Source organism: Pseudonocardia hispaniensis (assembly GCF_042658695.1).
GTDB classification, from domain to species: domain Bacteria; phylum Actinomycetota; class Actinomycetes; order Mycobacteriales; family Pseudonocardiaceae; genus Pseudonocardia; species Pseudonocardia hispaniensis.
Map to the genome: position 1 here is coordinate 198,946 of NZ_JBHSQW010000035.1, position 12,713 is coordinate 211,658.

12 protein-coding genes are annotated in these 12,713 nt (G+C 71.2%); 8 read left to right on the plus strand and 4 right to left on the minus strand.

Annotation, left to right across the window (positions count from 1 at the left end; genetic code table 11):
* Positions 1–290 precede the first annotated feature (290 nt).
* On the minus strand, positions 291–695 hold the full coding sequence (locus tag ACFQE5_RS17960; protein ID WP_379586566.1) for a DUF5318 family protein: 405 nt from the start codon (positions 693–695) through the stop codon (positions 291–293).
* A gap of 163 nt (positions 696–858) precedes the next feature.
* On the opposite strand from ACFQE5_RS17960, the gene ACFQE5_RS17965 reads away from it, so the two are divergent.
* The 6 genes from ACFQE5_RS17965 to ACFQE5_RS17990 all read left to right on the plus strand — a co-directional run bounded on the left by ACFQE5_RS17965 (position 859) and on the right by ACFQE5_RS17990 (position 5,590).
* A complete protein-coding gene (locus tag ACFQE5_RS17965; protein ID WP_379586567.1) occupies positions 859–1,452 on the plus strand; it encodes a PadR family transcriptional regulator in 594 nt (197 codons plus the stop codon).
* 14 nt (positions 1,453–1,466) lie between these two features.
* Positions 1,467–2,546 carry an inositol-3-phosphate synthase gene (locus tag ACFQE5_RS17970; RefSeq protein WP_379586569.1) on the plus strand — a complete coding sequence of 360 codons (1,080 nt, stop codon included), beginning with the start codon at positions 1,467–1,469 and terminating at the stop codon, positions 2,544–2,546.
* A gap of 523 nt (positions 2,547–3,069) precedes the next feature.
* A complete protein-coding gene (locus tag ACFQE5_RS17975) occupies positions 3,070–3,618 on the plus strand; it encodes a C40 family peptidase (RefSeq protein ID WP_379586571.1) in 549 nt (182 codons plus the stop codon).
* 55 nt (positions 3,619–3,673) lie between these two features.
* Positions 3,674–4,369: an SDR family oxidoreductase gene (locus ACFQE5_RS17980; RefSeq protein ID WP_379586572.1), complete on the plus strand. Its 696-nt coding sequence runs from the start codon at positions 3,674–3,676 to the stop codon at positions 4,367–4,369.
* Positions 4,370–4,391: 22 nt separating this feature from the next.
* Positions 4,392–5,150, plus strand: a complete 759-nt coding sequence (locus ACFQE5_RS17985; RefSeq protein WP_379586573.1) for a UPF0158 family protein — start codon at positions 4,392–4,394, stop codon at positions 5,148–5,150.
* On the plus strand, positions 5,147–5,590 hold the full coding sequence (locus ACFQE5_RS17990) for a hypothetical protein (RefSeq protein WP_379586574.1): 444 nt from the start codon (positions 5,147–5,149) through the stop codon (positions 5,588–5,590). The genes ACFQE5_RS17985 and ACFQE5_RS17990 overlap by 4 nt, the downstream gene beginning before the upstream one ends.
* A 61-nt stretch (positions 5,591–5,651) precedes the next feature.
* Here the strand turns inward: ACFQE5_RS17990 and leuS are convergent, their stop codons facing one another.
* Positions 5,652–8,552, minus strand: a complete 2,901-nt coding sequence (gene leuS / locus ACFQE5_RS17995) for a leucine--tRNA ligase (protein WP_379586575.1) — start codon at positions 8,550–8,552, stop codon at positions 5,652–5,654.
* Positions 8,553–8,749: 197 nt separating this feature from the next.
* Between leuS and ACFQE5_RS18000 the strand changes: the two genes are divergently transcribed.
* Positions 8,750–9,226 carry an SdpI family protein gene (locus tag ACFQE5_RS18000; RefSeq protein ID WP_379586576.1) on the plus strand — a complete coding sequence of 159 codons (477 nt, stop codon included), beginning with the start codon at positions 8,750–8,752 and terminating at the stop codon, positions 9,224–9,226.
* Here ACFQE5_RS18000 and ACFQE5_RS18005 read toward each other — a convergent pair.
* Positions 9,223–9,816, minus strand: a complete 594-nt coding sequence (locus tag ACFQE5_RS18005) for a YqgE/AlgH family protein (RefSeq protein WP_379586578.1) — start codon at positions 9,814–9,816, stop codon at positions 9,223–9,225. The genes ACFQE5_RS18000 and ACFQE5_RS18005 overlap by 4 nt on opposite strands.
* Positions 9,817–9,859: 43 nt before the next feature.
* On the opposite strand from ACFQE5_RS18005, the gene ACFQE5_RS18010 reads away from it, so the two are divergent.
* The gene (locus ACFQE5_RS18010) at positions 9,860–11,239 is read left to right on the plus strand and encodes an MFS transporter (RefSeq protein ID WP_379586580.1); all 1,380 of its coding nucleotides are present in this window, start codon (positions 9,860–9,862) and stop codon (positions 11,237–11,239) included.
* Between the two features lie 12 nt (positions 11,240–11,251).
* On the opposite strand, the gene ACFQE5_RS18015 is transcribed toward ACFQE5_RS18010, so the two are convergent.
* On the minus strand, positions 11,252–12,703 hold the full coding sequence (locus ACFQE5_RS18015) for a CCA tRNA nucleotidyltransferase (protein WP_379586862.1): 1,452 nt from the start codon (positions 12,701–12,703) through the stop codon (positions 11,252–11,254).
* Positions 12,704–12,713: the final 10 nt, after the last annotated feature.

Consider the following 12,713-nt stretch of genomic DNA (forward strand, 5'->3'; position numbering starts at 1 on the left):
TTCAGGCGTGGTGGAACGCCGGGACCAGCCGGTCCTGGCGGACGAAGGGGGACACCCCCCGGGGCCGGCGGCCGGGGCGGTCCGCCCGGGTACGGGCGCGGGACCGGACGGGCCCCATCGCGTCGGGGCCCTTGCCCGAACACGGGTTCATGTTGATCACTCACCATCGGCTCCGTTGGTCCGACCGCTGCGCCGACCCACCCCGGGGAGCGGGGTGTGGGTCCGGGGGGCACAGCTCAGCACCGCGGACTCCCGTCGAGCGGGCGGGCGGTGCCGGATTCTTCGATCGATCACTCGGCGGCTGTCCTCCGTCGACCCGACCGACCGGATCGTCCGCCGGTCCCAAGGACGTAGGAGGTCACCAGGTGGTTCCAACTGCAGGTGCGGCAGACCTCCACCGTATAGACGGAGAACTCCGCAAAGTGGGTCTCGAGCCGGCCCAGTTCCTCGCGGTTTCGAGCCGAGCCCGCGGCGTGCCCGAGCTCCTCCCCGAAGATCCACGAGACGTGGATCAGCCGCTCTTTCCGGCAGACCGGGCACGTCTCCTCGCTCGGCTCGCCGTGGAAACGGGCAGCGCGGAGCAGGTAAGGGTTGGCGTCACAGACCTCGGCCACCCCGACCCGACCGGAGTGGACGTCGGCGAGCAGCGCTCGGCGCTGCAACGCGTAGTCGACAACCTGTCGCTGGGTGAGCACCCGACCAGGGTACGCGCGCGGGTGGCCCGTTTCCCTGGACCGCCCGACGGAAGGTCACAGGCCCGGACCCGATGCCGTGATGTATCGAAGCGATATAGTGGGGTACGAAATCGCTCGCCAGCACTTCCAGCGGGGCGAGGGCAGGCCGTGGAGGGGGTCGTCGATGCTGGAACTGGCGATTCTGGGCCTGCTCAACGAGGCTCCGATGCACGGCTACGAGCTACGCAAGCAGCTCGGGGTCCGGCTCGGGGGCTTCCGTGTCTTCTCCTACGGCTCGCTGTACCCCGCTCTACGCAGGCTCACCCGCGCCGGCCTCATCGCCGAGGACACCGACCAACCGGTCCCGGAGTCGGCACCTGGCGCGTGGCCCCGTCGCAGCAAACGGGTGTACCGGATCACCGCCGAGGGGAAGGAACGCTTTGCTGAACTGCTGTCCGACGGGAGCCGCCAGACGTGGGACGACGAGAGCTTCGGCGTACATCTGGCGTTCTTCTCCCGGACACCGGCCGAGACGCGGATGCGCATCCTGGAAGGGCGCAGACGAGCCGTCGAGGAACGCCGTGAGGGCCTGCGATCAGCGCTTGCCCGGGCGGGGGAGCAGATCGACCGCTACACCCGCGAGCTGCACCAGCTCGGTCTGGACAGCACTGAGCGGGAGGTGCGCTGGCTCAATGAGCTGATCACCCGCGAGCGGGCGGAACAGGGAGAACACGAGGATTCTCCGGTCGCAGAACCGGAGCCACACGAGAAGTCATGAAGGAGGAGCCGGCCATGAGCCAGGTGCGTGTCGCCATTGTCGGCGTCGGCAACTGCGCGGCGTCACTGGTACAGGGCGTCCACTACTACTCGGACGCCGACCCGGCCACACGCGTCCCCGGGTTGATGCACGTGAACTTCGGCGGTTACCACGTGCGCGACGTCCAGTTCGTCGCCGCGTTCGATGTGGACGCGAAGAAGGTCGGCCGTGACCTCTCTGAGGCCGTCTTCGCCAGCGAGAACAACACGATCAAGATCGCCGATGTGCCACCGCTCGGGGTGCCCGTGCAGCGCGGGCACACGCTCGACGGGCTGGGCCGCTTCTACCGCGAGACGATCACCGAATCCGACGAGGAGCCGGTGGATGTCGCGCAGGCGCTGCGCGACGCCGAGGTCGATGTGCTGGTCTCCTACCTTCCGGTGGGCAGCGAGTCGGCCGACCGGTTCTATGCGCAGGCAGCTCTCGACGCGGGCGTCGCGTTCGTCAACGCGCTGCCGGTGTTCATCGCCTCGGATCCGGTGTGGGCGGAGAAGTTCCGGGCAGCGGGTGTTCCGATCGTCGGCGACGACATCAAGTCGCAGGTCGGCGCGACCATCACGCACCGCGTGCTCGCCAAGCTCTTCGAGGACCGGGGCGTCCAGCTCGACCGCACGATGCAGCTCAACGTCGGCGGCAACATGGACTTCCTCAACATGAAGGAACTCGAGCGCCTGGAATCGAAGAAGGTCTCCAAGACGCAGTCGGTAACCTCCCAGGTCGACCGCGACCTCGGCAAGGACAACGTGCACATCGGCCCGTCGGACTACGTGGCCTGGCTCGATGACCGCAAGTGGGCCTACGTCCGGCTCGAGGGCCGCGCGTTCGGTGACGTGCCGCTGAACCTCGAGTACAAGCTCGAGGTCTGGGACTCACCCAACTCCGCAGGAATCATCATCGATGCCGTGCGCGCGGCAAAGATCGCCAAAGACCGTGGAATCGGGGGTCCGCTCATCTCCGCATCGAGCTACTTCATGAAGTCGCCGCCGGTCCAGTACAGCGACGACGTCGCCCGCGAGGCGGTCGAGCAGTTCATCCGGGGCGAGCGCTCGGACTGACTCCCGGCCCGTCCGCACAGGCCCCGGCCGCCGGCTTCCGCCGGCAGCCGGGGCTTCTTCATGGTTGAGAATCAAGAATGTTTCAGGGTCGACCCGGAGTTTCCGAGGTGGAAGAGGTTTCACTCTTGTGGGCGGATCACGCGCACATCTCGGTTCGATTCGTGAGACATCCCACTCCAGCCGGGTGCACTTTCCGGAAATTCGGACGGAATGACATCCGTGATATTCATCCGTTTGCACTAAAGCCATTGTGATGACAATCACACGAATCTGGTTATGAAACTGAGATTCTCGTCATGACAACTGACCGAGATCTGTTCGTAATTTTCGGGCGGCCCGGTGGGTCGTCGCTCATCCCGAGTGGCGGGCGCCGGGTCACCGTCCGGACGGACGGGTCGTGGCTCGGTCTACCTCGCTGTGGCCGGGCGTCGTCTCGACCCCGCCCTGAGCGTGTCCCCGGCTTCCCCGAGCCGCGGCGCCGAACGTCAGCACGCGTCCGACGGTGCGACCAAAGGAACCTCGCGTGCCCGAAGACCGATCGACCCGGCCCAAACCTGCCCTGCTGATCCGCACCCTCATCGTCGCCGCCAGTGCTGCCGCGGCCACGTTCGCGCTGCTGCCGGGCACCGCCACACCGCAGGCCCCGGCGGGTCCGGGCGCCGCGAGTGCGTCCGTCGTCATCACCCGCGACGTGCAGCCCCTCGCCGCGCACACCCCCGCCGCAGGCGCCGCACGCAACGCCGCCCTGCAGAACGCCCTCAGCAGGCTGGGCGCCCCCTACCGATGGGGCGCCGCCGGACCCAGTGCCTTCGACTGCTCCGGGCTGGTCGTCTGGGCGTTCGGCACGGCGGGGGTACCCCTCCCCCGCACCAGCCGGGCCCAGTCCACGGTCGGCACCCCCGTCGCCAAGAGCGACCTGCGTCCCGGCGACCTGGTGTTCTTCTACCGGCCGGTCAGCCACGTCGCCATCTACGTGGGCGAGGGCAAGGTGGTGCACGCCAGCACCGCGGGTCAGCCGGTCAAGATCAGCGACATCGATCGCATGCCGTTCAGCGGCGCCCGGCGGGTCTGAGTCCCTCGACGGTTCATCCCGCATCGGCGGATGATCGATTGCGTAGGGTCGGACCGTGAACACACCCGCCCGTCCGCTCGCGCTGATCACCGGCGCCTCCCGGGGCATCGGGGCCGCCGTGGCCCGGGCCCTCGCCCCACGGTGCGACCTGCTGCTCGGTGGCCGCGATGTGGCGGCCCTCACCGAACTTGCCGATCGGCTCCCCGGAGCCAGAGCCTGGCCGGTCGAGCTCACCGACCCCGCGGCAGTGGCCGCCGCCACCGCCGGGATCGACCGGCTCGACGTCCTCGTGCACTGTGCGGGCGTCGGCCTGCTCGGCACCGTCGCCGAGACCGACGCCCAGACCTGGCGGCGACAGTTCGATGTCAACGTCGTCGCGGTGGCCGAGCTGACCCGGCTGTTGCTGCCCGCGCTGCGGGCCGCCCGCGGCGACGTGGTTCTCCTCAACTCCGGGTCGGGATACACCGCGCGGGCCGGCTGGGGCTCGTACGCGGCGAGCAAGTTCGCGTTGCGGGCCTTCGCCGACGCCCTGCGCGCCGAGGAGACGGCCAACGGCCTGCGGGTGACCTCGGTGCATCCCGGCCGGGTCGACACCGATATGCAGCGCGCCGTCGTCGAGCAGGAGGGCGGCACGTACGAACCCAGCCGCTACCTACGGCCCGAGTCGGTGGCCGCGGCGGTGCTGCTCGCGGTGACCGCGCCGCATGACGCCATGCTCACCGAGGTGTCGCTTCGCCCGACCGGGGGCTGAGCGAGGGGGCTACCATCACCCCATGCTCGACCCCGACGAGGTGGACCTCGCCGAGCTGGTCGACGCCATCGACGACCGGACCCCCGAGATCAGCTGGTGGATCGACCCCGGCACCGGCCGGATCCGCTCGACCCCGGACGCTGTGGATCGCGAGGGGCTTGTCGCCGACGGCTGGGTGCGGATCACGCCGACGCAGTCGCGGGAGAGCTATCGCGACATGGCCGACTTCGTCGAGGGCGTCCAGCACCGGCGCGCCGCCGACCTGCTCGACCGGGCACTCAGCGGTCGGGGCGCGTTCCGCCGGTTCAAGAACACCCTGTTCGAGTTCCCGGAGCTGCGTGACCAGTGGTACCGGTTCCGCGACGCCCGCTCGCGGCGGCGGGCGCTGGACTGGCTCGCCGACCACGGGCTCGTCGAACCGGATGCCGCCGCGCGGGCCCGGCTTCGCTACCCCGATCCGCAGCCGACGAACCAGGACGTTCCGGCGGCCGTTGCCGGCGACCTGGCGATGCTCTACGGCGATCGGCTCCGGCAGGTGCTGCTCTACGGCTCGTGGGCGCGCGGCGAGGGGGGCGTCGAGTCGGACCTCGACCTTCTGGTCGTGCTCACGGACCTCGGCTCGGTCTGGGACGAGCTGCGCCGGATGGACGACGTGCTGTGGCGGCACACCCAGCGGTCCGGACTCACCATCACGGCGCTCCCGGTGAGCCAAGCCGAGATGTCCCGGCCCACGATGCCGACCGTCATCCGGGCCAAGGTGGAGGCCGTGCGGATCGTATGAGCCCACCGGGAATAGCCAGAGCCCGCGCGGAGGTCGCCGCGGCGGCGCTCCTACGGGACCACGGCTTCGGCGCCCAGGCGGTGTCGCGCTCGTTCGACGCTGCCTTCCACGCGGCCGAGACCGCTCTGTTCGTGCTGGGCGAGACCCGATCGGAACATTCCGACGTCATCTCGGCGGTCGTCCGGCGGTTGGTGCGGGAGCGCGCCCTCGACCCGCGGGCGGCCAGGCTGCTGCGCTCGCTGTTCAACCGGGCCACGCTGGCCGACCGCTGCTACGACCCGGTTCCGCCCGCGGAGGCCGCGGCCGCCGTCGAGGACGCGGCCTGCGCGGTGCACCTGATCGCCGAATGGATCGACGACCCGGACCGCAGCGCGGTCCGCGGCCTCGGGCGCGACGCGACTCGGCTACCGGTCAGGCCCGCCCGACGGCGACGCGGATAGCCCGAGGGACCGGCCGAGCCGGCTCGCCACCGCTCGGTCGGGCAGCGACCTGCCTGCCGAGTCACCCGACGACGTTGACCAGCCGTCCCGGCACCACGATGACCTTGCGCGGTTCCCGGCCGTCCAGCAGCGCCGCGATCTTCTCATCGGCCAGCGCCGCCTGCTGAACGGTGTCGGGCCCGGCGTCGGCCGCGACCGTGATCCGCGACCGGACCTTGCCGTTGACCTGGATCGGGTACTCGACCGTCTCGGCCACCAGATACCGCTCGTCGGCCACCGGGAACGGCGCATACGCGAGCGACCCCTCATGCCCGAGGATCGACCACAGCTCCTCGGCGATATGCGGGGCCAGCGGGGCGAGCATCAGCACCAGCGGCTCCGCCACGGTGCGCGGCACCCCCTGGGCCGACCCCGGACCGTAGGTCTTGGTCAGGTGGTTGTTCAGCTCGATCAGCTTGGCCGCGGCGGTGTTGAAGTGCAGCGCCACGAAATCGACGTGCACCCCGGCGATCGCCTTGTGCAGGGCGCGCAGGGTCTCGGGGCCGATCTCGTCGGTCTCGGTGACCCGGGAACGACCGGTCTGCTCGTCGACCAGATTGCGCCACACCCGCTGCAGGAACCGCAGCGAGCCCACCGCATCCCGGGTGGACCATGGCCGCGAGACGTCCATCGGGCCCGTCGACATCTCATACAGCCGGAACGTGTCGGCGCCGAAGCGCGCGCACATCTCGTCGGGCGTCACCACGTTGCGCAGCGACTTACCCATCTTTCCGTACTCGCGGTTGACCGGCTGCCCGTTCCACGTGAAACGCCCCGGCCCCTCGATGTCCGGGCTCTCCGCGACCTCCTCGGCAGGCACATAGGCGCCGCGGGCGTCGGTGTAGGCGTATGCCTGGATATAGCCCTGGTTGAACAGCCTGCGGAACGGCTCCTCGGAGCTGACATGGCCCAGGTCGTAGAGCACCTTGTGCCAGAACCGCGCGTACAGCAGGTGCAGCACGGCGTGCTCGACGCCGCCGACGTACAGATCGACGCCGCCGGGGTCGCCCGGCCGCTGCGGGTCCTTGCCCAGCCAGTACTCCTCGACGTCGCGGTCGACGAAGCAGCGCTCGTTGTCCGGGTCCAGGTAGCGCAGGTAGTACCAGCAGGAGCCGGCCCACTGCGGCATCGTGTTCGTCTCGCGACGGTAGCGACGTGGCCCGTCGCCGAGATCGAGTTCGACCTCGACCCAGTCGGTCGCCCGGGACAGCGGCGGCTCCGGCTCGGTGTCGGCCGCCTCCGGGTCATAGGTCTTGGGGGAGTAGTCGTCGACGTCGGGCAGTTCGATCGGCAGCTCCGACTCGGGCAACGCGACGGGTAACCCGTCGGCGTCCCAGACGATCGGGAACGGCTCGCCCCAGTACCGCTGCCGGGAGAACAGCCAGTCGCGCAGCTTGTACTGGACGACCGCCTCGCCCTCGCCGCGGGCCACCAGCCAGTCGGTGATGCGCGCCTTGGCCTCGGCGACACCCAGCCCGTTCAGGCTGACCTCGTCGTTCGCGGAGTTGATCGCGGGGCCCTCGCCGACGTAGGCCTCACCACCCGCGCTCTGCCAGCTCTCCGGCGGCTCGACCGTGCGCACGATCGGCAGCCCGAACGCGGCGGCGAAGTCCCAGTCGCGCTGGTCCTGGCCGGGCACCGCCATGATCGCGCCGGTGCCGTAGCCCATCAGCACGTAGTCGGCGACGAAGACGGGGATCGGCCGGCCGTTGACCGGGTTCGTGGCGTAGCCACCGGTGAACACACCGGTCTTGTCCTTGCCCTCCTGCTGGCGGTCCAGCTCGGACTTGCGCGCGGCGGCGTCGCGGTAACCGGCGACGGCCTCCCGCGGCGTGTCGGCCCCACCGGTCCAGCGCGAGTCGACGTCCGCGGGCCAGTGCGCCGGGGTGATCGCGTCGACCAGCGGGTGTTCCGGCGCCAGCACCATGTAGGTGGCCCCGAACAGCGTGTCGGGACGCGTGGTGAAAACCTCGATCGAGGCATCCGCCCCCACGACCGAGAAGCGCACCCGCGCCCCTTCGGAGCGGCCGATCCAGTTGCGCTGCATCGACTTCACCGAGTCCGGCCAGTCCAACCGGTCCAGGTCGGCGGCAAGCCGGTCGGCGTAGGCGGTGATCCGCATCATCCACTGCTTGAGGTTGCGGCGGAAGACGGGGAAGTTGCCCCGCTCGCTGCGGCCCTCGGCGGTGACCTCCTCGTTGGCCAGCACGGTGCCCAGGCCGGGGCACCAGTTCACCGGCGCCTCGGAGATGTAGGCGAGCCGGTAGGAATCGATCACCCGGCGCCGCTCGACCGAGCTCAGCGCCGCCCAGTCACGACCGTCCGGGGTGCGCCGGGCGCCGCTGCCGAACTCGGCCTCCAACTCGGCGATCGGACGGGCCTTCTGCTGACGCTCGTCGTACCAGGCGTGGTAAATCTGCAGGAAGATCCACTGCGTCCAGCGGTAGAACGCGACATCGGTGGTGGCCACCGACCGCCGCGCGTCGTGGGCCAGGCCGAGTTGGCGCAACTGCGCCTTGTACCGCTCGATATTGGCCTCGGTGGTGACGCGCGGATGCGTGCCGGTCTGCACCGCATACTGCTCGGCGGGCAGGCCGAACGCGTCGAAGCCCATCGCGTGCAGCACGTTGCGGCCGTTCATCCGCAGGTAGCGGCCCAGCACGTCGGTGCCGATGAAACCGAGCGGGTGCCCGACGTGCAGCCCCGCGCCGGACGGGTAGGGGAACATGTCCAGCAGGTAGGTCTTCTCCCGGTCGGCACCGGGCTCGCCGGGGTTGGGCGAGTGGAACGTTCCCTCGGACTCCCACCGGTCCTGCCACTTGCGTTCGATCTCGGCGGCCAGCGTCGGGCCGTAGCGGTACGGCGGGGTGTCCGCCTCCGCACCGTCGGCCGCAGCACGCTGCGTGGTGGTGTCCGTGGTCATCTCCCGCTCACCTCGAGGCTCGTGACGTAACCGCCGTTCAGTACCGAAACAAGGATCCCCCGGCCCGACGGGGCAGGGTCGTCGCGCCCGGCGCTGGTTCAGCTCGGCGCGGCCTCGGTCGGTCGGGCCGCCTGCACGTCCTCCAGACTAACGCCGCGGACCGAAGCGCCCCGAACGGGCTGGCTTACCCTGGCCGGGTGCCCGAACTCGCCCGTCTGATCCTCGGCACCGTCCTCGTCGCGGCCGGTGCACTGCTGCTGAGCGTTGCCGTCCTCGGCGCCCGCGGCCGACTGCCCCGAAACCGGTTCGTCGGCGTACGGACCGCCGCGACGCTGCAGTCGGAGCAGACCTTCGCCCTGGCCAACCGGGTGGCCGCACCGCTCATCGGGGCGGCCGGTGCGGTCGGGATCGCCGGCGGGGCGGCGCTGCTCGCCGGCGCGCCCGGCCTGGCGAGCTGGGTGCTGCTGGCCGTGGCCGGGATCGGGAGCCTCGTGCTCACCGGGCTGGGCGGGGCGCTGGGGGACCGGGCCGCCGTCCGACTCGCCGCCGCCGAGCCGGAGCCGCCGGCTTGCGGCGGGGTGTGCGCGGGTTGCGACCTCGTGGCGGGCTGCCGGCCGGCCGGGTCGCCGGGCACCGAGACCTCCGGCTCCGACTCGGTGGGCCGATCCGGCTAGTTGAGTCCGACCTCCGCGGGGAAGGTCGACAACAGCGCCAGCGGCGCACCCTGACGGCGCAGCACCTGACCCCAGTGATCGGCGTGCCGGCCGGCGAGGATGTCGTCGGGCAGACCGGGAACCACGAACCAGTCGCCGCGGTCGATCTCCCCCTGCAACTGCCCGGCGTCCCAGCCGGCATAGCCGGCGAACACCCGCAGCCCGCGCAACCGGGAGGCGAGCCCGGCGGGGTCGCTCTCCAGGTCGACCAGTGCCACCGGCGCGCGGATGGCGACGAGCCCGTCCAGTCCGTTGATGGACTCGCCGGTGCGCAGCGCGGCCAGGCACAGCGCCGTGCGCCCGTCCACCGGTCCGCCCACGAACACCGACTGCGGCTGCGACGACAGCGGCGCCCAGGACGGCAGCACGTCCTGCACGTGAACCTCGCTCGGCCGGTTGAGGACGACACCCAGACTGCCCTGCGCGCGATGTTCGATCATGTACACGACGGTGCGGCGGAAGTTGGCATCGGTGAGGCCGGGCGACGCCACCAGCAACGTGCCCGGTGCCACCGGAACCGTGGCACCGGCGCCGGCGCGGTCGTACCTCACTTCTCCATGTTCGCATCCGGCCTCGCCCAGTAGCCTTCGGCCCGTGCCCACGTCGTCCGCGACACCGCCGGGTGATGTGGCGCCCCCGGGAACGGTCGCACCGAGCGCTCCGCGGCTCGGCATCGGGGGACTGCTGCGCGGCAGCGGATTCCGCAGGCTGCTGGCGGTGCGTCTCACCGCGCAGTTCGGTGACGGCATGTTCCAGGCCGCGCTGGGCGGTGCCGTGCTGTTCAACCCCGAGCGGCAGTCCGATCCCATCCTCGTCGCCGCCGGACTCGCGGTGATATTGCTGCCGTACTCGTTGGTCGGGCCGTTCGCCGGCGCGCTGCTCGACCGCTGGGACCGGCGACGTGTCCTGCTGGTCGCCAGTCTGCTGCGCGCGGCGCTGGTCGGGCTGGTGGCCGCGCTGGTCGGCACCGGGGTCGCCGATGCCCCGCTGTACCTGGCCGCGCTCGCGGTGGCGGGGGTGAGCCGGTTCGTGCTGTCCGGGCTGTCGGCGGCCCTTCCGCACGTCGTTTCGCCGCGGCACCTGGTGGAGGCCAATGTCGTGGCGGCCACCGCGGGGGCGGCCATGGCCGCCCTCGGCGGCGCCACCGCGATCGGCCTACGCGCCGTGTTCGGGTCGGGCAACGCGGGCTCGGCTGCCGTGACGGCCATCGCGGTGATCGGATCGGTGGGCGCGGCCCTCATCGCGGCCGGGTTCCAGCGAAAGCTGCTCGGGCCCGACGACACCGATGAACCGAGCCGGGCCCTGGTCGCGGTGGCCCTCGGGCTGGCCGACGGGGCGCGAGCCACCGCGGCGACCCCGTCCGTCGCCGCGTCGTTCCTCGCCCTGGCCGCACACCGGCTCGTGTTCGGTCTCAACACCCTCCTGACCCTGTTGCTGCTGCGCTACGCGTTCCGCGACGAGGGGGTCCTGCGCACCGGGATCGCCGGACTCGGGGAGGCGGTCCTGCTGGCCGCCCTCGGACTCGGCACCGCGGCGCTGCTCACCCCGTGGCTGGTGCACCGGTGGGGCCGGGGGAACGCCGTGCGTATCGCGATGGTCGCGGCCGTGGTGACCCAGCTGGGCCTCGCCGTCACGCTCAGCCTGCCCGCCGTTCTCGCGGCGGCGTTTCTGCTCGGCACGGCGGGGCAGGTGGTCAAGCTCTGCGCCGACGCCGCCGTACAGGGCGAGGCGGGCGATTGGGTTCGCGGCCGGGTGTTCGCGCTCTACGACGCGGTGTTCAACATCTGCTACGTCCTCGCCGTGACCGCCGCGGCGCTGCTGGGCCCGCCGGACGGGCGGGCCCCGTGGCTACTGGTCGCGGGCGTCGGGGTGTACCTGGTGGGGCTGCTCGCGCACGACTGGCAGCTGCGCCGCCTGCGGGTCACCCGCCACCCCGCCAGCTACGCCGCTCGGGCACCGGCCCGCGGCACGTGAGCGGCGCACGGGTCACGGCGCCACGCCGTGTTCCTCGGCCCACCGGCGCAGCTCGGCCTCGGCCTGCGCCCGATCGAGCGGACCGCGCTCCATCCGTACCGCGAGCAGGTGCTTGTAGGCCTTTCCGACCAGGGGGCCGGGCGGAACCCCCAGCAGCTTCATGATCTCGTTGCCGTCCAGGTCGGGCCGGATCGCATCGAGCTCCTCCTGCTTGCGCAGCGTCTCGATCCGCTGTTCCAGGGAGTCGTAGCTGCGCTGCAACGCGGCCGCCCGCCGCCGGTTACGCGTCGTGCAGTCCGACCGCACCAGCCGGTGCAGCCGATCGAGCAGCGGTCCGGCGTCGGTGACGTAGCGGCGCACCGCCGAGTCGGTCCACTCACCCTTGCCGTACCCGTGGAACCGCAGGTGCAGATAGACGAGCTGGGCGACATCGTCGACGACGGACTTGGGGAACCGCAGCTCACGCAGCCGCTTGCGGGTCATCTTCGCCCCGACCACCTCGTGGTGGTGGAAGCTGACCCGACCGTCGGTCTCGAACCTGCGGGTCGCGGGCTTGCCGATGTCGTGCAACAGCGCCGCGAGCCGCAGCACCAGGTCGGGCCCGTCGGTCTCGCGCTGGATCGCCTGCTCCATGACGACCAGCGAATGCGTGTAGACGTCCTTGTGCTGCATGTGCTCGTCGACGGCCAGCTGCATCGCGGGTACCTCCGGGATCGCCTGCTCCGCGAGCCCGGTCTCGACCATCAGCTCGATGGCCCGGCGTGGGTGCGCACCGAGGATGAGCTTGGTGAACTCCGTCTGCACCCGTTCCGGCGTGATCCGCGCGAGCTGCCCGGACATCTCCGTCATCGCCCGCTGCACCCTGGGTGCGGGAGTGAAGCCGAGCTGGGAGACGAACCGGGCGGCGCGCAGCATCCGCAGTGGGTCGTCGGCGAAGGACTCCTGCGGGGCCGCCGGGGTGTCCAGGACGCCGTTGGCCAGCGCGGCCAACCCGCCGTACGGGTCGACGAACCGCCGCTCGCCCGGCGAGCTGTGCAGCTCGACGGCCATCGCGTTGACGCTGAAGTCGCGGCGCATGAGGTCGTCGGTGATGCTGTCGCCGAACCTGACGGTCGGATTGCGGCTGACCCGGTCGTAGGCGTCGGCGCGGAAGGTCGTGATCTCCAGCACGTACCCGCGGCGACGTGCACCGACGGTCCCGAACTCGATGCCGGTGTCCCAGACGGCGTCCGCCCAGCCCTCGAGGATCCCCAGGATCTGCTCGGGGCGGGCGTCGGTGGTGAAGTCCAGGTCCCGCGGCGCGTCGCCGCCGGCGGATCCGGTGCGGCCGAGCAACGCATCCCGGACACTGCCGCCGACGAGGTAGAGCCGGTGTCCACCGGCGACGAAACGTGCGGCGAGCTCGTCGGCGACCGGCGCGATGTCGAGCATCTCCACGACTGCATTCTCCTGAGCCCGGCGCATCCGCGCCGTC

Bases quoted from the DNA above. Each gene is read 5' to 3' on its own strand.
- ACFQE5_RS17965 (WP_379586567.1), top strand. From the start codon at position 859: ATGCTGGAACTGGCGATTCTGGGCCTGCTCAACGAGGCTCCGATGCAC.
- ACFQE5_RS17970 (WP_379586569.1), top strand. From the start codon at position 1,467: ATGAGCCAGGTGCGTGTCGCCATTGTCGGCGTCGGCAACTGCGCGGCG.
- ACFQE5_RS17985 (WP_379586573.1), top strand. From the start codon at position 4,392: ATGCTCGACCCCGACGAGGTGGACCTCGCCGAGCTGGTCGACGCCATC.
- ACFQE5_RS17990 (WP_379586574.1), top strand. From the start codon at position 5,147: ATGAGCCCACCGGGAATAGCCAGAGCCCGCGCGGAGGTCGCCGCGGCG.
- leuS (WP_379586575.1), bottom strand. From the start codon at position 8,552: ATGACCACGGACACCACCACGCAGCGTGCTGCGGCCGACGGTGCGGAG.
- ACFQE5_RS18015 (WP_379586862.1), bottom strand. From the start codon at position 12,703: ATGCGCCGGGCTCAGGAGAATGCAGTCGTGGAGATGCTCGACATCGCG.